Source organism: Microbulbifer sp. ABH2_005, assembly GCF_056160005.1.
Genome location: NZ_JBSWWI010000001.1, coordinates 1,262,564 through 1,281,624, shown reverse-complemented (window position 1 = coordinate 1,281,624; position 19,061 = coordinate 1,262,564). Strand labels below are relative to the sequence as shown.

Annotated in this window: 20 protein-coding genes and 2 tRNA genes; 5 read left to right on the top strand and 17 right to left on the bottom strand. The window is 48.7% G+C overall.

Annotation, left to right across the window (positions count from 1 at the left end):
• The first annotated feature begins 161 nt into the window (after positions 1 to 161).
• A complete protein-coding gene (locus ACXAFI_RS05770; RefSeq protein ID WP_475108026.1) occupies positions 162 to 314 on the top strand; it encodes a hypothetical protein in 153 nt (50 codons plus the stop codon).
• A 333-nt stretch (positions 315 to 647) separates the two neighbouring features.
• On the opposite strand, the gene ACXAFI_RS05765 is transcribed toward ACXAFI_RS05770, so the two are convergent.
• From ACXAFI_RS05765 to ccmA, 8 genes are all read right to left on the bottom strand, one after another.
• The gene (locus ACXAFI_RS05765) at positions 648 to 1,241 is read right to left on the bottom strand and encodes a YigZ family protein (RefSeq protein ID WP_475108025.1); all 594 of its coding nucleotides are present in this window, start codon (positions 1,239 to 1,241) and stop codon (positions 648 to 650) included.
• Positions 1,204 to 1,788 (bottom strand): DsbE family thiol:disulfide interchange protein, encoded by a 585-nt coding sequence (locus ACXAFI_RS05760; RefSeq protein ID WP_152454148.1) that lies wholly within the window; start codon positions 1,786 to 1,788, stop codon positions 1,204 to 1,206. Before ACXAFI_RS05760 ends, ACXAFI_RS05765 begins: the two co-directional genes overlap by 38 nt.
• A 17-nt stretch (positions 1,789 to 1,805) precedes the next feature.
• Positions 1,806 to 3,791, bottom strand: a complete 1,986-nt coding sequence (locus ACXAFI_RS05755; protein ID WP_475108024.1) for a heme lyase CcmF/NrfE family subunit — start codon at positions 3,789 to 3,791, stop codon at positions 1,806 to 1,808.
• Entirely contained in the window at positions 3,788 to 4,237 is a 450-nt protein-coding gene (gene ccmE, locus ACXAFI_RS05750; RefSeq protein WP_152454150.1) for a cytochrome c maturation protein CcmE, read from the bottom strand. The genes ACXAFI_RS05755 and ccmE overlap by 4 nt, the downstream gene beginning before the upstream one ends.
• Positions 4,238 to 4,329: 92 nt before the next feature.
• The gene (gene ccmD / locus ACXAFI_RS05745) at positions 4,330 to 4,554 is read right to left on the bottom strand and encodes a heme exporter protein CcmD (protein ID WP_475108023.1); all 225 of its coding nucleotides are present in this window, start codon (positions 4,552 to 4,554) and stop codon (positions 4,330 to 4,332) included.
• Between the two features lies 1 nt (position 4,555).
• Entirely contained in the window at positions 4,556 to 5,299 is a 744-nt protein-coding gene (locus ACXAFI_RS05740; protein ID WP_444919451.1) for a heme ABC transporter permease, read from the bottom strand.
• 13 nt (positions 5,300 to 5,312) lie between these two features.
• Positions 5,313 to 6,026 (bottom strand): heme exporter protein CcmB, encoded by a 714-nt coding sequence (ccmB, locus tag ACXAFI_RS05735; protein WP_475108022.1) that lies wholly within the window; start codon positions 6,024 to 6,026, stop codon positions 5,313 to 5,315.
• Positions 6,013 to 6,687 carry a cytochrome c biogenesis heme-transporting ATPase CcmA gene (gene ccmA, locus ACXAFI_RS05730; protein ID WP_475108021.1) on the bottom strand — a complete coding sequence of 225 codons (675 nt, stop codon included), beginning with the start codon at positions 6,685 to 6,687 and terminating at the stop codon, positions 6,013 to 6,015. Before ccmA ends, ccmB begins: the two co-directional genes overlap by 14 nt.
• Positions 6,688 to 7,002: 315 nt before the next feature.
• Between ccmA and ACXAFI_RS05725 the strand changes: the two genes are divergently transcribed.
• Positions 7,003 to 7,710: a 2OG-Fe(II) oxygenase gene (locus tag ACXAFI_RS05725; RefSeq protein ID WP_475108020.1), complete on the top strand. Its 708-nt coding sequence runs from the start codon at positions 7,003 to 7,005 to the stop codon at positions 7,708 to 7,710.
• A 456-nt stretch (positions 7,711 to 8,166) separates the two neighbouring features.
• Here the strand turns inward: ACXAFI_RS05725 and ACXAFI_RS05720 are convergent, their stop codons facing one another.
• Positions 8,167 to 8,349 carry a PA3496 family putative envelope integrity protein gene (locus ACXAFI_RS05720; protein ID WP_152454156.1) on the bottom strand — a complete coding sequence of 61 codons (183 nt, stop codon included), beginning with the start codon at positions 8,347 to 8,349 and terminating at the stop codon, positions 8,167 to 8,169.
• 431 nt (positions 8,350 to 8,780) lie between these two features.
• On the opposite strand from ACXAFI_RS05720, the gene ACXAFI_RS05715 reads away from it, so the two are divergent.
• Positions 8,781 to 8,856: transfer RNA gene (locus ACXAFI_RS05715), tRNA-Arg, on the top strand.
• 48 nt (positions 8,857 to 8,904) lie between these two features.
• Here ACXAFI_RS05715 and ACXAFI_RS05710 read toward each other — a convergent pair.
• From ACXAFI_RS05710 to ACXAFI_RS05690, 5 genes are all read right to left on the bottom strand, one after another.
• Entirely contained in the window at positions 8,905 to 9,042 is a 138-nt protein-coding gene (locus ACXAFI_RS05710; protein ID WP_172975398.1) for a hypothetical protein, read from the bottom strand.
• A 163-nt stretch (positions 9,043 to 9,205) separates the two neighbouring features.
• Positions 9,206 to 9,685 (bottom strand): acid-activated periplasmic chaperone HdeA, encoded by a 480-nt coding sequence (gene hdeA, locus ACXAFI_RS05705; protein WP_444919456.1) that lies wholly within the window; start codon positions 9,683 to 9,685, stop codon positions 9,206 to 9,208.
• A 314-nt stretch (positions 9,686 to 9,999) separates the two neighbouring features.
• Entirely contained in the window at positions 10,000 to 10,671 is a 672-nt protein-coding gene (locus ACXAFI_RS05700; protein ID WP_475108019.1) for a hypothetical protein, read from the bottom strand.
• Positions 10,672 to 11,140: 469 nt separating this feature from the next.
• Positions 11,141 to 11,575, bottom strand: a complete 435-nt coding sequence (locus tag ACXAFI_RS05695) for an HNH endonuclease (protein ID WP_475108018.1) — start codon at positions 11,573 to 11,575, stop codon at positions 11,141 to 11,143.
• Between the two features lie 165 nt (positions 11,576 to 11,740).
• Complete coding sequence (locus ACXAFI_RS05690; protein ID WP_475108017.1) at positions 11,741 to 13,705, bottom strand: aconitate hydratase; 1,965 nt, start codon at positions 13,703 to 13,705, stop codon at positions 11,741 to 11,743.
• Positions 13,706 to 14,583: 878 nt separating this feature from the next.
• Here ACXAFI_RS05690 and ACXAFI_RS05685 point away from each other — a divergent pair.
• Positions 14,584 to 14,823, top strand: a complete 240-nt coding sequence (locus tag ACXAFI_RS05685; RefSeq protein ID WP_475108016.1) for a hypothetical protein — start codon at positions 14,584 to 14,586, stop codon at positions 14,821 to 14,823.
• Between the two features lie 432 nt (positions 14,824 to 15,255).
• On the opposite strand, the gene ACXAFI_RS05680 is transcribed toward ACXAFI_RS05685, so the two are convergent.
• The 3 genes from ACXAFI_RS05680 to ACXAFI_RS05670 form a co-directional block, all read right to left on the bottom strand.
• A complete protein-coding gene (locus ACXAFI_RS05680; protein ID WP_475108015.1) occupies positions 15,256 to 15,537 on the bottom strand; it encodes a hypothetical protein in 282 nt (93 codons plus the stop codon).
• A gap of 1,052 nt (positions 15,538 to 16,589) precedes the next feature.
• A tRNA-Ser gene (locus ACXAFI_RS05675) sits at positions 16,590 to 16,677 on the bottom strand.
• Positions 16,678 to 16,816: 139 nt separating this feature from the next.
• A complete protein-coding gene (locus ACXAFI_RS05670) occupies positions 16,817 to 17,383 on the bottom strand; it encodes a nitroreductase family protein (protein ID WP_475108014.1) in 567 nt (188 codons plus the stop codon).
• A 241-nt stretch (positions 17,384 to 17,624) separates the two neighbouring features.
• Between ACXAFI_RS05670 and ACXAFI_RS05665 the strand changes: the two genes are divergently transcribed.
• Positions 17,625 to 19,019 (top strand): adenylate/guanylate cyclase domain-containing protein, encoded by a 1,395-nt coding sequence (locus tag ACXAFI_RS05665; RefSeq protein WP_475108013.1) that lies wholly within the window; start codon positions 17,625 to 17,627, stop codon positions 19,017 to 19,019.
• Positions 19,020 to 19,061 lie beyond the last annotated feature (42 nt).

The window sequence follows — 19,061 nt, the reverse complement described above, 5'->3', positions numbered from 1 at the left end:
ACAGGCATAGAAGTTAATTTTCAGAGACAGAAAATGCATACGCATGAGGCACTTTATTCAATAGGCTTCGCGCTTAGCCACCCTAAGATCCCACCCATCAATAGCAAAAATAATTAGAATGTCACTGTATGCTTCCCTCTAACGAGGTACTGGGAGTTACTGTGGGAAAACCTGAGACAGACGCAACTGGTACTCGTTACCCGACCAATTTAAGTGCAGAAATCATTAAGGTGGAAGATATTCCCAATGGAAGAAATATTGCCAGAGGAGTTGTCCAGCAATCTTGTAGACTTCAAAACACACTAAAAAATTAAAAGATTGGCCCAAGATACCCACTCAACAAATCTCTACTGGCCTAGCTGTAATGTAAAGCAGGTATTAAAACTCCTTTTACCACTGATACCAGACGGATTCCTTTTGTACCCAAAGATAGCGGACGCGAGATAAGAATCTTAGCGTAGGCGATACACTGCAATGATGAGATAGTGAAATTCAGGCGGGCCCACTTCTGGGCAAGGATAATCAGTACACCCAAAAGAACTGGATTACTCTGTAACGGAAATAGAACAACTGGTTCAGCAGGCAGTTATTGAAGAGCAAAAATTTTGGATGCACTGTAGTGCAGAAAAATATGGAAAGTACGTAAACTACTCTTGAAGCTCAAACCCTTCTGACAATAGCAACTCCCTCAAGGGGTTCCACTGATCTTGTGGCAGTGAAATGGACATCGTCACCTTGCTGGCATAACCCGCCTGCCCACAATTCCCCTGGTAACGAGCCACTAAATAGCGAAGGCGGGATTCCTGGGCAAAATCACAGCTCACGGAAACTTCCTGTAACGGTACAAAAGCCTCCAGGTTCACTGCCTGCAAAGCAGCACCCACCGATCCCCGATAGGCACGCATCAGGCCACCAACACCTAACTTGGTGCCACCAAAATAGCGAGTCACAATAGCCCCTACATTGCCAACCCCCTGCTTGAGGAGCAATTCCAGCATCGGGCGCCCCGCACTGCCTCCGGGCTCACCATCATCATCGGCTTGCATCGTGTCGGGATTGGCCGGATTACCGATAACAAGCGCCGTGCAGTGATGGCTGGCATCCGGGTATTGTTTACGAATCTGGCTGAGCTGAAATTGAAAAGCCGCCTTATCTGTTACTGGCCCAAGCCAACAAATAAAACGGCTTTTCTTTTCTTCGGTCTCACTGACAACGGGAGACGAGGGAATCTGATAGGTCACCGGCAAAGGCATCCCAAGGCTGGTTTTTTAATTTTTCAAATAGGGGCTGTAATTTGGTCTGCCACACTTTGTCGTCCACCACACCAACATGTTTACAGCGGATAGTGCCCTCTGCATCCACCAGGAAGGTTTCAGGAGCACCGAACACACCCAAATCCAGCGCCAAGCGCCCATCCCTGTCGGCAACACTAAAGAGGTAGGGATTGTGGAATTTATCCAACCATTTGAGAGCCGCCGAATCATCATCTTTGAGGTTCACACCAACAATTGGCACACCCTGCTCTGCCAGAGCATTTAGGTAGGGATGCTCAACCCGGCAAGCCACACACCAGGTGGCCCAAACATTGAGCAGGTGCGGCCCCTTGGGCAGGTCTCCCTTTTGCACCACCTGATTGTTATCGGCAACCTTTTCCAAAGAAAACTCTGGCACCGGCTTGTTTAGCAGTGCCGAAGGCATTTCCTGCGGGTTCAAGAACAAGCCACGCCAGAACAGCAACGCCAGGGCGACAAAAATAATCAGAGGCAAAAAGAGTTTTAATCTCGACATTTTATCCTTCCCGAAAATTAAGCCGTTGCCAAATTACCACTGAGCGGTACTTGGCGCGCCGCCTTGGCTTTACGATAACGCTTATCCGCTACGGCAATGCTGCCACCGATGGCCATTAACAGGGCACCCAGCCAGATCCATACCACAAAGGCCTTGTACTGCAGGCGCACTGCCCAATCACCACTGGGGTTGCTGCGATCTATCGGCTCACCCAGAGCAACATAGATATCGCGGAACAAGCCGGTGTCGATAGCCGCTTCGGTCATGGTATTTCCGCCAGAGAAATAATTGCGCTTCTGCGGTAACAACTCTGCAACCGGCTTGCCGTTCTTGCTAACGTGGATCACTCCCTCGAAAGCGCGGTAATTTGGCCCCTGTGCCAGCCGCACCCCTCCGAAGTCAAAGTCATAGCCAGCTACCTGATAGCTGTCACCAGCCCCCATACGCAGATCTTCTTCCACGCTGTACACGGTCGTTAATACAACCCCCAGCACTGCCACCGCCAAACCTATATGGGCGAGATGCATACCGTAGTAACTGGCGCGCTGACGCTTGAGACCGGCGAAAAAAGATTTGGCATTGCGAGTTTTGGAAACAATATCCGCGAGGCTCGCACAAAAAACCCAGGCGCCGATAAAAATACCGAGCACCGCACCCCAGTGATAGTGATCAAATGCCAGGGGCCAGACCAATGCCACCACCAGAGCAGCCAGGAATGGCAAACGCCAAGTACTGAGGAGCTTGTCCCAGCGGCTGTCTTTCCAGTTCGCATGCACCCCCATGCCCAGCAGCAGGCAAAGCACCACCATCAAGGGTACAAAGAAGAGGTTGAAGAAGGGAGGGCCAACACTGATTTTGCCCATGTTCAAGGCATCTGCCACCAGCGGATATAAAGTGCCGGTCAACACCATCGCCATAATCAGGATGAGCAATACATTGTTGCCGAGCAGGAAGGTCTCCAATGAACGGAAAGAGAACACACTGCGGGCACTAACTGATGGCGCGCGCAGGGCAAACAATAAAAGGGAGAGGCCCACAATCACCGCTAAGAACCCAAGGATAAAACTACCCCTCAGTGGGTCGGTAGCGAAGGCATGCACCGAAGTAATGACCCCGGAACGCACCAGGAAGGTACCCAATAGGCTTAAGCTAAAGGCGAAAATCGCCAACAAAATAGTCCAGCTCTTAAACAAGCCGCGCTTTTCCGTAACCGCCAATGAGTGCATCAGTGCCGTCCCCACCAACCAAGGCATGAGCGAGGCATTTTCAACCGGGTCCCAGAACCACCAGCCGCCCCAGCCTAGCTCGTAATAGGCCCACCAGCTACCCAGAGCGATACCGAGGGTGAGAAAAGCCCAGGCGACTACCGTCCAGGGTCTGGCCCAACGGGCCCAAACCGCATCCAAATGCCCGCCCAACAACGCAGCTATGGCGAAAGCGAAGGCGACAGAGAATCCCACGTAGCCCATATACAATAGAGGCGGATGGAAAATCATCCCTGGATCCTGCAGTAACGGATTCAGGTCGGAACCCTCCATCGGAGGGAATGGCAAAGTGCGATCGAAGGGATTAGACGTCAATATAATAAAGAGGAAAAAGCCGATCAGTACTATGCCCAGCACTGATAGCACCCGCGCTAACAGCTCCGGCGGCAACTGGCGGCCAAATAGCGCCACAGCCGCAGCCCAGCCTGCCTGGATCAACAGCCACAGCAGAATAGAGCCCTCGTGACCACCCCACACCGCGGTGACCTTATAGTAAATCGGGAGAATACTGTTGGAGTTCTGCGCTACGTAGTTAACGGTGAAGTCGCTCTGGATAAAAGCGACTGTCAGGCAGACATAAGCGATAAAGACAAACGCAAAAACGCCCAAGGCCAATGGCCTGGCGGCCTCCATCCACAGGGGGCGCGCACTATAACTGCCAGCTATTGGCAATATCGAAAGCGCAAGAGCCAGCAGCAGGCCGACTATCAGCGCAAAATGGCCCAGTTCAGGGATCATATTTTCGCTCCATCGGTGCAACCTTCGTGGGAAACCATACTTTCCGCAACTTCAGGAGGCGTGTAGTTTTCATCGTGCTTGGCCAATACCTGATCGGCACGTAAGACGCCACTGGGCATCAGCTGCCCGCTAATCACCGCGGCCTCACCCTCAGCAAACAGGTCCGGCAGTATTTTATCAAACACCACCGCCAGTTCTGCCTCACCATCAGTAATAACAAACTGTACATCCAGGCTGTCTTCCGTGCGCTGTACACTACCCGGCACGACACAGCCACCGGCGCGAATGCGTTTCTCAAACGGCACTTCTCCAGCGGCAAAGGCGCTGGGAGCATAGAAATAATCCATATTTTCTCGCATCGCATAGGTGACAAAACCCACTGCGGCACTGGACAGAGCGACCAGAACAAGTACCAGGATCAGACGTTGCTTGCGTACGGGATGCATTGTTTAGTGAACTCCATAAGTTTTTGATCTTATCTGCCCAGCCGCAGTAGCCACCGGGCGAAAAACCCTATCGATTACTGCAAGGCCGGAGCCTATGCAGGCTCCTCCATATCCGTCTGTTGCGCTCTGGCCCTGCGGCGGCGCTGCTCAATACGCTGTTGGTTGTGTATTTCCCGCTGCAGGCGACGTCGCGCCAAACGCGGGTAGAGAGCCAGAGCGGCCAGGGCGGCAAAAGTGACAGCGTAGGAAACCCACACATAAATACCGTGGCCATCCATCGCTAAAAATTCTGCAAAGTTGGCGAATTGAAACTGCACTTTACTTCTCCCCAACTAATTCCTGCTGCACCCATTGGGTTTTCATCTCGCGGCGTAGTATCAAGGCGCGAGTATGCGTAAGCAGGGTCCAGGCATAGGTACAATAGAAACCGGCAATCATTACCAGCAGCGGGTAGAACATACTGGGGTCAATACTACTGGATTCCGTCAGGCGGATAGTCGCCGGCTGATGCAAGGTAAACCACCAATCCACCGACTTGTAGATAATCGGAATATTCACCGTGCCCACCAGGGCCAAGAGCGCACTGGCCTTATCGGCTACCTGCTCGCGACTGACCGCCTGCGACAAGGCCATCACACCGATATATAAAAACAGCAGGATCAGCATTGAGGTAATCCTGGCATCCCAAACCCAGTAGGTACCCCAAGTGGGCTTGCCCCAGACCGCGCCAGTAAAGAGGGATATAAAGGTGAGTACCGCGCCGATTGGAGCTGCTGCGCGCATCACCGCGAAGGAGAGTTTCATCTTCCAGATAAGGCCTATGGCGCCGCTGATCGCCATAATGTAGTAGCCAGCCAGCGCCAAAAAGGCCGCCGGCACATGGATAAAGATGATGCGGTAACTATTGCCCTGCTTGGCATCCTCGGGCGCAAACCCCAAGCCCCATACCGACCCCGTCACCAGCAAAACAACGCTGGCCAGTGCCAGCCAGGGTAGCCAACCACTGGTTTTTTGATAGAACCAACGGGGTGACCCCAAACGGTGAAACCATTGCCAAGCCAAGAAGACCTCCGAATCAATTATCCAGGCTGATACGTATTGCCCCCGCAGCAGCCAGTGGTGCCAAGGCTGCGGCAGCGGCCAGCAGAGCAGCCAGAATCGCCAGCTGCGCACTATAGGCATAGCCATCAATTGCCGCCTGCACCGCGCCGGTGCCGAAGATTAGCACGGGCACATACAGTGGCATAACAATTAGCGCCAGCAACAGCCCCGGGCGACGCAGGGCCACAGTGAGCGCCGCACCGATGGCGCCGATCAAACTGAGGCTCGCAGTCCCCAGAAATAGCGACACAAATAGGCACAGATAGCCCTCAGTGGGCAAATTCAGCATCAACGCCAATAGCGGCGATAACAGTGCCAGCGGTAAGCCAGTTGCAATCCAGTGCACCAGGGATTTCGCCAATACGGCGAAATACAGGGGCTGGGGCAACAGTGCCAACTGCTCCAAAGTGCCATCTTCAAAATCCCCACGGAACAAGCTCTCCTGGGAGAGCATGGTGGCTAGCAGCGCCATTACCCAGATCATGCCTGGCGCCATTTTCGCCAACAGTTCGGGCTCTGGTCCCACACCTAAAGGCAAAAGAGCGAGGACCGTTACAAAAAATAATAGTGGGTTGGCAATATCTGCTCGCTTGCGCAGTGCGAGGAGCATTTCAATTTTAAAGAGCGCCACGAAACCAGGGGTTGCGCGGGCTCCAACAACTGGTGATTGGACATCAGTTAAAGACATGCTCTCCCCCCATATCGCTAAAAGATTCCTCGACCAAAAAGTCAGACAGGTCGACGAAATTCAGCCCAGGTAGATTCAAAGGCTGGTGGGAGGTTAGAAGGAGAGATCCACCGCTCTCGAGGTGCTTAGCCATTTGTTTTTCCAGTGCCGCAACACCGGTGACATCCAAAGCGGTCAGGGGCTCATCAAGAATCCACAAACAGGGCGACTGGGGTAGAAATAGTCGCGCCAGCGCCACACGACGGTTCTGGCCAGCCGATAAACTGCTGCACAGAGACCCTTCGAAACCGAAAAGATCTACCTTATCTAGGGCCTCCATCGCCGAGGCCTCTGTAGCCCCATACCAGGCGAGGTTCTCCAGAGGGGTAAGCCCTCCCCGTACCCCGCCGCGATGACCGATATACACCAGGGATTCGCGCATAGCGCGTAAACCTTTAGGAAAGGGATTATTGCGCCAGAGGATCTCTCCACTGAAGTCACTGGTACTGCCAATCAAAGTGCGCAGCAGTGTGGTCTTGCCCGCACCATTGCTTCCTTTAACCTGGATTGCCCCGCCGGCATTCAGTGAGAAATCAAGACCCTCAAACAAGCGCCGGCCATCTCGCTCACAGGCGAGGTCGCGCACTTGCAATACAACTGGGGACTTGGTAGTCACAGACATTGCTTGGATAAAACCGCTCTGACGAAAATCTGAACGGCATTATACCGGCACTTGTGCTAATTGCATGATATTCAACACCCACGATCACCTCTAATTTGATCTCAAACAGAAATCCTAGGGAATTCAGCTGGTTTTTGTACGCCAGTATTGGCGCCATGCCCAAGCTCTGATATTTTCGTGAGGGTTGTGAGTTGGTACCCAGTACCTAACCCCCGTATGGATTCGGGGGAACTCAGTAGTCGACATCAACAGAAACTTTTGATGTGACTCGGTGTTGAACGAAAACGCCGAACCTGCCTGTAAGGACGCACAATAATGACTAGCCTTGCTGTGGACGCCCGTCGCTGGCTCGATGCCAGCGCCATAAGCGGTGAAGATACCCTGATCAATCGCCAACCTTTCCCATTTTTTGTTGCCCGCGACGTTTTAACCACAGAGATGATGCCCTCATTTCTGAAGGACTTCCCCCACCTCAAAGGAGCCGGCTACCTACCCTATGAAAAGCACGAGTGTGGCGAATCCATCAACACTCTGATCGAAGAGTTTACCCATCCAGAATTCGCCGATGCCATTGGGGAGAACCTGGGCATAGAAAAACTCTCCCAATACCCAACTTATGTCTCCATCAGTCGCTCCTTGAAAAAACGTCACGGCAGAATTCATACCGATGGAAAATCGAAAATAGCCACTGCCCTGCTCTACCTCAATCCAGAGTGGACGCTTGATGGCAACGGCTGCCTACGTTTTCTAAGGCGCATCGATGACTTTGAGGATACCGTCGCACCAGAAATCCCCCCATCTTATGGAACACTCGCCGCCTTTAAGCGCGCGGACAACTCCTTCCACGGCCACCTCCCCTTTGAAGGCCAGCGTCTGGTTATCCAGGTTGCCTGGCTGGTGAGCGCTGCCGACAAGGAGCGTAAGGCTAAACGAGGAAAGCTCTCTTACAAACTCAAGCAATTAATGGGCTGGCTTGGGGGTAAGCAGAAAGAAGATAAGGAAGATACCATTACCCAAATGTGAATTTTGCAGACTCTTGAATATTGGTCTAGATATTCAGGCTGCTTGTGAATCACACGCCGCACCGGCCATTGGCTGGTGCACCTCCTCCAATCCTGCCGAACACTTATTCTTTGCCAGTTTCAAAAAACGAACACAAGAGAGGGTTTGGGGAATCTAGAGCTTCTAAAATTTCTATTGATGAATTTTCTTCGCTCAAAAAAGTAATTGGCAGACTTACTATGAGGGACTCAAAGAAATATTTACAAAGCTGGCCTTTCCCTTGTAACCCCACTCTAAAAAGAGTAAATCGAGCACTACCAATAAGAAAAAAAGAAGCTTTTGATTTGGGTGTGCGGTGTGCGGTGTGCGGTGTGCGGTGTGCGGTGTGCGGTGTGCGCCAGCTGATATCTGTATATCATCTGCATCAACCTGGCAAACACCGCACTATTCTAAGACTATTGGTTATTTATTTTCAAATTAGGCATCAAAGTCGTAATCCATTAATTCGCGACTTAAGCGTCTTTCCTCCAGTTTATCCTCCACCATGCGACGCGCATCGCGAGGTGGCTGGGATGTGGCTTGCCTTAGTACTTCTGTTGCAATTTGTGGAATATCCACATTATCAAAAACCATGTGCTTTTCGTTTACGTTAACGCCCATACGAAACTCCATAATCTTGATCCGTGAAAGCAGAAACATCCTTATCGCACTTTACGGTGCAGTGGCAGATTAGCGATGCCGAACAATCCTGGTCAAGCAGAAATTTACTAGGGAACTATGACAGATTTGCTGCAGGCTCTTAGAAAATTCCGCCAAGCAAAACCATCCCTGAATTACCCAACTCAAGGTTACGAACCTAACAATATTCAAGGAAAAGATTAGGAAGAGTTATCAAAATGAATGCATAGAAGAAGAGCGGGAAATGCAGTAACTCTGCCGGTGGCATGTTACCTCAGGTGACAAGAAACAATGCTTAGGGAGGCTTAGAGAAAAATGAGGGAGTCCCTAGAGATCGCCAGAAGCTAAAACACGACATGACATTTGTTGATGTAACGGATAGAATGGCCGCCCTTCGCAGCTAGCTGCAACCCGCCCCCGTCGGTTAACAGGATAAACCACGGACCTCCTAAGTCCGGACTGGTGGTTCGAGTCCACCCGGGGGCGCCATTGATAACCCCTTCTATCTCAACCAAGCCCTTTCGTGCTTCTACCAGTTTATAAAGCAAACGCTTTAGCCGAATGCATAAACAGCGCCAGAAAAAGTCCCGCCAGAAGAAGAAGGCCCCAAATCATTCTGGCTGAGCGGTTAATATTCCTGCCCCGCTTCGCATGATCCCTCGCCACTTTCGCCATAACTCAACTCCCTTTATTCCGCGCTATCGGGCAACAATAGCAGTTTCACTCCCAAGCAGCATAAAAAATCAACACTATACATAGAAGCTAGCCTGAGCTTCGCTCAAAACAAACAAGGCCCGAGTAGAGCCGGGCTTTGTTTGTTTTATTTGACCCGAAGCAACTACTGGTTCTGTTGTTGCTTCTGCATATTATTGTTGCCGCTGCCGTCATTAGTGCCATTAGGGGTTGTGCCTGGATTAGTCGTGCCGTTCGGGCTGGTACCTGTATTATTAGTACCACTACCACCCTGCATATTCATCATCTTATCGGACTTGTCCTTGCCGTGATGACGCCCCATTTTGTGCCACTCATCCTTAAATTTGGTCCAGAAGGACTCTTTGGGCGCTTTGGTGCAAGCCGTAATAATCATCGGTGTCACCTTTTCAGTGCCATCGATATCCAACATATCCCCTTCTTCCTTACCGCGCTTTGAATATGCCGCAGCCCAGTACACCGCTTTTGGCTTGAACTCATCGTCGATGGCCAGGAAATCTGCACAGGTCCAGTCCTTTGCCGGCTTCTTGGGGTGTTTATCCGCCAAGGCAGCAGAAGCAGCAAGACTGGCAATTACCAAAGGAAGGATGTAATGCGTGCTTTTCACAGTAAAATCTCCAAGGTTTTCAGGGGCATTACCCCACGAATTGACTCCAGGTAATATGCAATCCGCTCGCTTCCCAGGAGCTAGCGAAACAAGACCAATTGGTCACCGAGAGTAATCTCTCAGCCGGGGCCAACTCCATTAACTGGCCAATACTTAAACCGGCCTCTATACAGCTCCCTGACAGCGGAAACGCTAGCCAGCGGTCCCTTCAAAAGACTACCTGACCCAATGAAAGAATAGACGCATTTTTCATTTTTGGCGTATTTTTCAAAATACTGATATCACCAGCCCTCAGCCCATCGACTATGGCTTTACTATCGCTCGGCCACCACTGCTCCCCCCCAATCCTTGCTCTCATTTTCACGCCCAAGCAAAGAAGTACCGATCCAGACAAACCAGACTATCTGGCTAATCCCGAATATTTCCGTAAAAATTTCACTGGGATAAATAGTGGCAATTCCTGCAATACCCACGAAGATGCCAAGACAGTTCAGATACCTTGAGAATACCCCCGACTGCAAAGCTACGATACTAACCAGCAGCACCCAGAGCCCACCGACCAGCTCATTACCCCCACCCAGGCTTTCAACCATCAGATAAATAATCCCCCAGGCATCAAAGGCCTTCTCTGGATTGGCCTCCATTAGACCGATAGCATAAGCAAGCCCAATATTTGCGATCATGCCGCTAGCAATCACCAATCCCACCCAGATTGCCCCAAACAGCGACGCCAAAATGGTGAGCCCAGAATTTTTCTTTTTTAGCTCTTCATATAAACCGACTACCAAACACCCCAACAAGACAGCAAAGACCAAATACATCAATGTGTATACAATATTAAAAAGTAATTGGCTTTCCTCCAAAAATTTCATCTTTTCAGCAGGGCTTCCGGCGGACGGGAAAGCCCAAAATAAACCAAAAAATATAAAAGCAGCGATATAGATTAGCCCCATACCAATGGCCGAAACTCCTGCAATCCTATTCATGCCCCCTCCTCTAACTGGAAACTGTTTTAAGGAATTACTTTACTAACTCATGAGCCCTAACGGACTAAGAATATCTTCAATTATGCAGCCTTCAATAACCACTACCACAACCCCCAACGCACTAGAAGTTCAAGTGATCGCAGAACCTAGCCTTTAAGCCAAAGGTAGAAAGTGTCTCTTACCACTAGGCTGACATTAATGTCAGAATTCTTGGAAAACCACAAAGGAGCTTTTATTGATAGCTGCAATACCACCCGGACACAGCGACCAGCTACTAGCAAATAAAATAGCTAGACGAGAAGGTAAAATGGGGCATTGGAAACTTATAAAAGAGGAGGGAGGCCCCATAGCAAAAGCAGCAGCCTTGAAACAATATAATTTGATTACAAAATATCACACGCAACCTAAGAGATTACTTTATAGCAGGCAAGCAATAAGTGGCTTGCCATGGGGTGTACTACTCGTTTTTTTACTGAGCAAGCCTGTATTTTCTGGCAATAGCTTTGAACTGCTGCATGTAAATGGTTCGAGCGGGCTGATAAGGAGGCAACCATTCTTCAGGCCCTCGGCCATCCCGGCTCAGACCATGCCCTTTTCCAACCAACCAAGTGTTAGCCGGGTCCTCAGCAAAAACTCTGCGTTGATTACTACTCCAGCCTCTCCCTCCATGACGAAGAGCCCACGACTCAGGAACAACTGGCTCAACATCCAGATCGGAAGCCTGCTGAATAAACTTACCGCTATAGGGGTCCATCCACAAACCAGAGACCACCTTGCAGCCATATCCTTCATCCAGCGTTACTGGAGCTAGGGAGAGGCGGACTAACAGCTTATGCCGTTTGCTTTCACAACCCTCTGAAGCTTCCCCTTCTTTAGATCCCGCCAAATCGGATGGCGAACGCAATGCATCTTCATTGCAACCAACAATTACAAATATCAGCACCATGAATATAAGACGTAGAAACATCAAAAAAACAACCCGAAAAAATAACAACACTTCTAAATGCTTATTCTAATATGCATACAAGTTTCTGATAAGCCAATCCCCCAACAAAACCTACAATTGCAATTAAAATATTCCACCACCCTCCATTGCGCCACCCAAAACACCCTTGATATAGGTAATCCTTCCACCAAACTTAATTACCTCAATTTCCCTATCAGATAAGTCATTCCTTAACCATATCGTTTTATTCCTGCTAAGGTTCCTTAGCTCCAAATACGTATTGTCACCAGTGAGGCTCGCAAGATCAAAAAACTGAAGCCTATCCCCCTCAACAAAAAATTGATAATCACTCTCATTACCCATAGTCAATATCAATACTCCGTGATCAATAAGGTTTTTCCTATAGGGTAAAGTAACGCTTTTAGCGATGACGCATCGGACACCTAAATAGCGCAAAGTAATTGCCGCATGCTCTCGTCCAGATCCATACCCCAAATTGTGCCCCGCTACAAGAAATAGATCCTCTTTAATTTCTCTCGCTCGCTCATAAAAGGAGTTATCAATTCTGGAAAAGGTATGGCGACTCAACTCTGGAATATTTGACCACATTGGCAATACCTCAGCACCAGCGGGAATAATGTCATCCGTAGTGACATTATCCTCTACTTTCAAAATAACCGGCCCATCAATCACGCTAAGCATCTTCTCCATAACTGGCAGCTTTTTAATGTTGGGCCCTTTTTTTAACTCCACTTTTACAGGAATTTCTTGCGGGGCACCCATCAGCGGCCGCATATCCAATAAGGTTTCCGGTTCTACATAAACGGGATACTCCATATTCATTTCTCTGGGGTCTGTAATTTTCCCAGTGAGCGCACTTACCGTAGCGGTTTCTGGGCTGCACAAATAAACCTGGTCCTCTTTGGTTCCTGAGCGCCCAGGGAAGTTGCGTGGTACCGTTCTGAGGCTATTATGACCACTCGCTGGGGCCTGCCCCATCCCAATACAACCGCCGCAACCGGTATCATGTAAGCTAGCACCCGCCCCTATTAACCTCTCGAGATCACCGCTCTGGATCAGGCCATGTAGCACTTGGCGTGAGGAGGGGTTTATATCGAAGGACATATTACCTGACACATGACGACCATTCACTATTAATGCCGGTATAGAGAAGTCGCGTAACCCGGGGTTTGCAGAAGACCCTATATAGCTCTGGGAGACTGGTCTACCGCTAACTTCTTTAACTTTCACCACCTTATCCGGTCGCGAAGGGCAAGCAATCATTGGCTCGAGCGCGGACAAATCAATAAAGGCCACTTCATCATAAGTAGCACCCTCATCAGCACTCAGCTCCGTAAAATCTTCCTCTCTAGACTGCTGGCGAAGAAAAAACCTAACCTGATCATCAGCTGGGAAAACACTAGTTATAGCTCCCATCTCATGCCCCATGTTAGCAATAACATGCCGATCCATAGCAGTTAGATTTTTTAATCCGGGTCCGTAATATTCAACAATCTTATTCCAGCAGCCGCTAACCGTGTATCTACGTAAAAGCTCCAAAATAATATCTTTTGCACTTACCCATGGCTGCAGATTACCCTCCAAATACACCCCTAAAATTTTTGGCATGACCAGGGTGAGTGGACACCCTATCATCGCCAAAGCGACCTCAATCCCCCCTGCACCCATTGCCAGCATGGAAAGTGAACCTGCAGCACAGGTATGACTATCAGCTCCAAGCATTGTTTTTCCAGGAATTCCAAAACAAGACATATGTACAGGGTGACTAATTCCGTTTCCGGGGCGCGAATACCAAAGTCCAAATTTTCGACAGGCGCTCTCCAGGAAAACGTGATCATCCCCATTTCTGTGGTCTGCCTTCAAAATGTTGTGATCTACATACTGCGCACAAAGCTCAGCTTTTACAGATCTAGCCCCCAGAGCCTCAAGCTCTAGCATGACCAATGTACCCGTGGCATCCTCACTGAGAACCTGATCAATTTTGAGCTGCAAAACCTCCCCCGGAACCATTTTCCCACTAACCAAATGACTCTCAATTAACTTTTCAGCGAGACTTAACCTGCTCAAAACCCTACCTGCTTTAGAGAAGACCAATTGGAAATAACAAAAGCACTCTAATTAGATCTTAATCTGCTTAAATAGAAATTAGCAGCTTTAGAAAAACCAAGAAAAATGGGAATTTTTAATAACATTAAAAATATGAGCCATGTGAACCTTTCAAACTAAAATTTCGAATATAAAAAACCACTCGACAGCTACCATATAGAACCAAAATTCAACAAATGGGCATTGCAAGCACAAAACCAATATACAGCTTCATTCAATTAAAACCACCAGCATTCATGAACGGGATCAAAAAATAGAAAACCATTCCAATGCCGCCCTTAAACCCTTAAACCCTTAAACCCTTAAACCCTTAAACCCTTAAACCCTTAAACCATAAATCTATAAAAAAGCCTCAATAAATTTCCACCTCTCAACTTAAGAAAAGGATCATTACTCCACTTAACCTTAAGAAGAATAGTTATAAATAATCTAACCCCAAGAAGAACAAACGTTTAACTGCTGACATACAATCAATTAGAAAGATCCTGAAAATCAATGTTATAAAAAAAGCTTTAGGTAGGCTGACCAGCCAACTAGCAAATGGCAAAAAATGAAAGAATCCAACACAAGATCGGCATCCAAACCAAGAACTAAGAGCACCCCCTACATCCTTATCGAATATACAACCACTAATGCATATTAAGTCATACTCAAGATATCCCACCAACAGAAGTGAATTGCCGTTTCGCCAGCCACTTAATGGTATCTGGATACACTCCTCTACTATTGGCTGAAATAGTGAAAAACTATCATTTGAGATTGTAAGAAATTTCTTTACCCTAGATTTCCACACACATTTAATCAGAGTCTCAATTTTTAACTTAACGAGGATTATTATATTGAAATATTTGCAGCTTGCTAGCTTTGCCCTGATGCTAATTTTAATGGGATGCGCTTCAGAAAACTCTGGAGATCCTAACCCTGACGTAGGCTCAGATAAGGATAAACATGGATGTATAGCTTCTGCAGGCTACCGTTGGTGTGCCAAAACAAAAGCATGCGAGCGCCCATGGGAACTGGCAGAGAAAGCCGGCTTTCCCAACACCCCGGATGATTTTGAGGAATATTGTAGAAAATAGAAATTGAAAGTACTGTAACAACTTTCCCACGATGCCAAGCCGAGGCTTGCTTCTTAGCTCCAACACAATGATCTCCAAGTCAAGTCCGCTTCCCTAAGTGGCCCTCCTCAACCAACCGGAGGTTAGCCGGATCTTCAGCGGAAGTGGGGCGCTGTTTGCGGGACCAATTGACGCCGCCTCGCCTATGAGCCCAGGCGAGTGGGGCCACATACTCCATATCCAGATACGGAGCCAGGGAAAGGCGAGTTAGCACCTCCTGACGAGTGCTCTGACAGTTGACAGTTACCGTCAGCATTGGACCAACAGGGAGGCCATTATTGTCGTTCGTAGGTCTTAAGCTCAGCTTGATAGCAGCCGCTTTGTATGGCCACCAAGGGAAGTAAACGCATAAAATTCATAAACATCAAGAAGTTAACCCAGAAATAAATACCTTTAAGTTCTTAAAGGTATTCCTGAGAAACTTATTCTAGCCTCTGAATCATTAAACCCTCTATTTCTTAATTCTCTAGAGAATGCATGGTAAATAACCTGAGGGTACTGGGTGGGGCCGATTAATATACTATCTAGCACCTCGGAAATGCTTAGCCCTGTTATTTCCGCCTCTTCATCCTTATCAAAGGAAAGTTTGTATACGATCTGAGGGATACCATTAATTGTTTCGGCATTATCAACTAAAAACTTTTCTTCTATGTCCATTTCAGGAAAATAAATCACCCTCCACTCCCGCTCTTCCTTCAACCCAGGATGTTTCTAGCAGACAGTTAAAATGATCAATGTCATTACCACAGATGACCACACAATATCTTCAGATAAATTTTTTAATTAAGTAACATTATCCTCTATATTATTCATTATTTTATGCAGCTCCGCCTCCAGCTGCTCATTCGAATAATACAACGCGGGACTTAAAATAATCCTCATATTTTTAATTTGTGGAGGGTTATTAAAAACTAATGCTGCCTTACCTGTATCACCACCATAAGCCGCCACATAGAGAGCCTGCCATGCTCACTCTCTTCAGCTATATGAAGCGATCTTGAAACAAGATACGTGTCAAACCTAGATCTTTCCCACCAACTTCTAAACCCATTTACAACACTCTGCCATATGTTCTCACCAATTTGATTCAAAATATTTTGAAATTTTTCACCATTTTCAGAATGATTGAGAAATTTCGTGAACATATCAAACCCACGTGACACTTCCATGTAGTCATTCATGCATGAATGGTTCCTCAGCCACAATTCCTGACTTCAAATAATATTTAAAGCATTTTGTGCAAGAGATGGCAGAATAAATGGTATAAGAACCTGAGTCTCCCGCTAATCCCAATCATCTCCAGTGTGATTTCCGATACTGAAGTTGCATTCATCAACTGTAGCCGAGGCTCCAGCAAAAATACTAGTAGCGCCATCACCAAGTTCTCGCTCAGTTTTTGCCATGAGGGATAAGCGGCTTACCGGGCTACATTCCTGGTATCGCCGCTTATGGTGGTAATGGCTTTAGAGCGATAGCAATCGGTAATATTGAGATAATCAGATAGCTTTATGATTGCGCCTTTGTATTCGGCTGTCCTGAAATAATACAGTAACTACTGGCCAGCAACTTAATATCACTTAACTCTGTGAGAGCTCAGCTAAAGTTGCGAACTGGTGCGCGCCTTTATGGCCGGCATAAATCATCGGTCAATCGTATAGCTTAAAAGAGGTTGGGGGTTTCATAGATGGAAAACAAAAAAGCCCGGCTTAAGCCGGGCTTTTAAAATATGGCGGTGAGGGAGGGATTCGAACCCTCGATGCCTTTCGACATACACACTTTCCAGGCGTGCTCCTTCGACCACTCGGACACCTCACCAAATTGTCACCCCGTTTGGGGCATCCCACTTCTCAGCGGGGCTCTCTCGATGGCTAAATCTTCAAGTAAATCAGAGAGATAGCTGCTGTCTCGTCGAGAGAGCGCGCACTTTACCCAAATGTTTCTCGATGTGCAAGCACTAATCTGCATTCCATTGTGAAAAAAATTCTTCTACCGGTAATTCCGGAGCCTGCCGAGGGGCTTTACCAGGGGTTCCGCAGTAGATAAATCCATCGATTCGCTCATTTTCAGCCAGGCCCAGGCCTTGAGCTACCAGTGGATCACTCGTCAGGGGCCCGGTTCGCCAATAGACACCCACACCCTCGGCATAAGCGGCGGTGAGCATTGCCTGTACCGCCCCAGCGGTGGACATATGCTGCTCCAAGTGGGGGACCTTGGGATGATCTTGCAGACGGGTTATGGCCACAATAATCAGGGGAGCGCGCAAGGGCATTGCCCGGGTGCGCTGACGCTGAGCTTCACTCAGGGACGCCCCACCTGACTGCTCAGCCGCTTTTAGGAAAATTTCCCCGAGACGTTCGCGCTCTTGCCCTTCCACTAAAAGAAAACGCCATGGGCGCAGGCAGGCGTGGTCCGCAGCACGTAATGCCGCGCGAAAGATATTTTGCCGCTGCTGCTTATTAGGTGCGGGCTCGGTCAACTTACCCGTTGATACTCGGTTGTGCAGGGCGCTCAGGGCATCCATCGTTCTCTCCGGTAATTGTCTGAGCGCTGAGTGTACCCTAACCCGTCCGTGCAGCGCATACGTACGAACTGCATAAAAACCAAGTACAGGCATCGGTTTTTTAGCAATCTGGCTTTTGTAGGAGTACACTTCGCCCAGTAAATCACTGCGCGACCACACGGGCCCATAGCTTTACGGGACCGGTCTGTGGCCTGCGCGCAGTTTGTTTATTACTGCTTAACGGACAAAAAGATAACCACAAATGCAGGACCAGCTTGAGGGGAACAAGGGGCAAAGTATCAGCCCTCATTACTCGACCTATTTTCGCACCCTAATTCTATTTGCGGCTGCCGGTACTCTGGCAACTGCAGTCGAGTGGTCGTCCCCCTGGCATCCGGACAAATTGCTCAATCTGGGCACCGCTGTCTTCCTGCTGTTTTACTGCGCTTTTGCCCAGTTCCTGCTTTATAAGGCTCGCGATAAAAAGGCTTTCAAAACCCGCCGCACCCTGACATTTGTCGATACTGTGCTAGTGGGCATTACTGTCGCACTAGCCAATTTCAGTATGCTGCCCTCTCTTTTGTTTATTACGATGGTGCAGCTCAATGCCCTTACCCAGGGCGGTGGTCGCCAGTGGTTTGAACACAATACGGGCCTTTTAGTTGGAGTGGTGCTGGGGTATTTGATGCACCGGCCAACACTATTAATTAATGCCGATCTCACCATTAGCACCGTGAGCCTGATGGGCATCCTCATTTATCTCTGTGCCTATGCTTTTTTTACCCATCGCCAGATCGGTAAGCTAAAGGAAGCCAATCAGTCTCTGGCAACAGAGCAGCGTGTCAGTAAGATGCGCTCTTATAAGCTCTCCAAATACCTACCTCAACGCTTGTGGCGCTCGGTAACTACCGGCGATGAAGAGGCGCTGACGACTCAGCGAAAACTACTGACAGTGTTTTTCTCGGATATCAAAGATTTCAGCCAACTTACCGAGGAGCTCGAGGCGGAGACTTTTACTCTCCTGCTCAACAACTATCTTTCGGAGATGGCCCGAATCGCCGGACAGTACGGTGGCACTATCGACAAATTTATTGGCGATGCAGTGATGGTGGTCTTTGGTGACGATGAAAGTAAGGGCCCGAAATCCGATGCGTTGCGCTGTGTGGCTATGGCCCTGGCGATGCGCAAGCGTGTGCGGGAAATGAAGCAGGAGTGGTACAACAAGGGTATCTCACGTCCGTTGCAGGTGCGCATGGGCATCAACACGGGCTACTGCACCGTGGGTATCTTCGGTACAGCCAACTACCAGGCTTATACCGTTATGGGCACCCATGTAAACTTGGCTTCACGCCTGGAAGGTGCGGCACAGCCGGGGGAGATTCTGATCAGCCATGAAACCTGGGCAATGATCAAACACACCGTTATGTGCCGTGACAAAGGCCATATTACCGTGAAGGGAATTAGCACCCCGGTCAAAGTCTATCAAGTCACCGATTTGCGCAAGAATCTTGGTGGCCAGCAGAGCTACCTGGAGGAACATGCCCCCGGCTTTTCCATGCACTTGGACCTGGATAAAATCCGTAACTACGACAAGGTCAAGGTCCTGCAATCCCTGGAGAAAGCCACATCCAGCCTTAAGAGCAAAGTGATTATTTAAAAAAGTAATTCTCTCAATGCGTAAATTGAGCGGCAGCCTGAC

Bases quoted from the DNA above. Each gene is read 5' to 3' on its own strand.
- ACXAFI_RS05760 (WP_152454148.1), bottom strand. From the start codon at position 1,788: ATGTCGAGATTAAAACTCTTTTTGCCTCTGATTATTTTTGTCGCCCTG.
- ACXAFI_RS05755 (WP_475108024.1), bottom strand. From the start codon at position 3,791: ATGATCCCTGAACTGGGCCATTTTGCGCTGATAGTCGGCCTGCTGCTG.
- ccmE (WP_152454150.1), bottom strand. From the start codon at position 4,237: ATGCATCCCGTACGCAAGCAACGTCTGATCCTGGTACTTGTTCTGGTC.
- ccmB (WP_475108022.1), bottom strand. From the start codon at position 6,026: ATGTCTTTAACTGATGTCCAATCACCAGTTGTTGGAGCCCGCGCAACC.
- ccmA (WP_475108021.1), bottom strand. From the start codon at position 6,687: ATGTCTGTGACTACCAAGTCCCCAGTTGTATTGCAAGTGCGCGACCTC.
- ACXAFI_RS05725 (WP_475108020.1), top strand. From the start codon at position 7,003: ATGACTAGCCTTGCTGTGGACGCCCGTCGCTGGCTCGATGCCAGCGCC.
- ACXAFI_RS05720 (WP_152454156.1), bottom strand. From the start codon at position 8,349: ATGGGCGTTAACGTAAACGAAAAGCACATGGTTTTTGATAATGTGGAT.
- ACXAFI_RS05710 (WP_172975398.1), bottom strand. From the start codon at position 9,042: ATGGCGAAAGTGGCGAGGGATCATGCGAAGCGGGGCAGGAATATTAAC.
- ACXAFI_RS05700 (WP_475108019.1), bottom strand. From the start codon at position 10,671: ATGAATAGGATTGCAGGAGTTTCGGCCATTGGTATGGGGCTAATCTAT.
- ACXAFI_RS05670 (WP_475108014.1), bottom strand. From the start codon at position 17,383: ATGGATGCCCTGAGCGCCCTGCACAACCGAGTATCAACGGGTAAGTTG.
- ACXAFI_RS05665 (WP_475108013.1), top strand. From the start codon at position 17,625: ATGCAGGACCAGCTTGAGGGGAACAAGGGGCAAAGTATCAGCCCTCAT.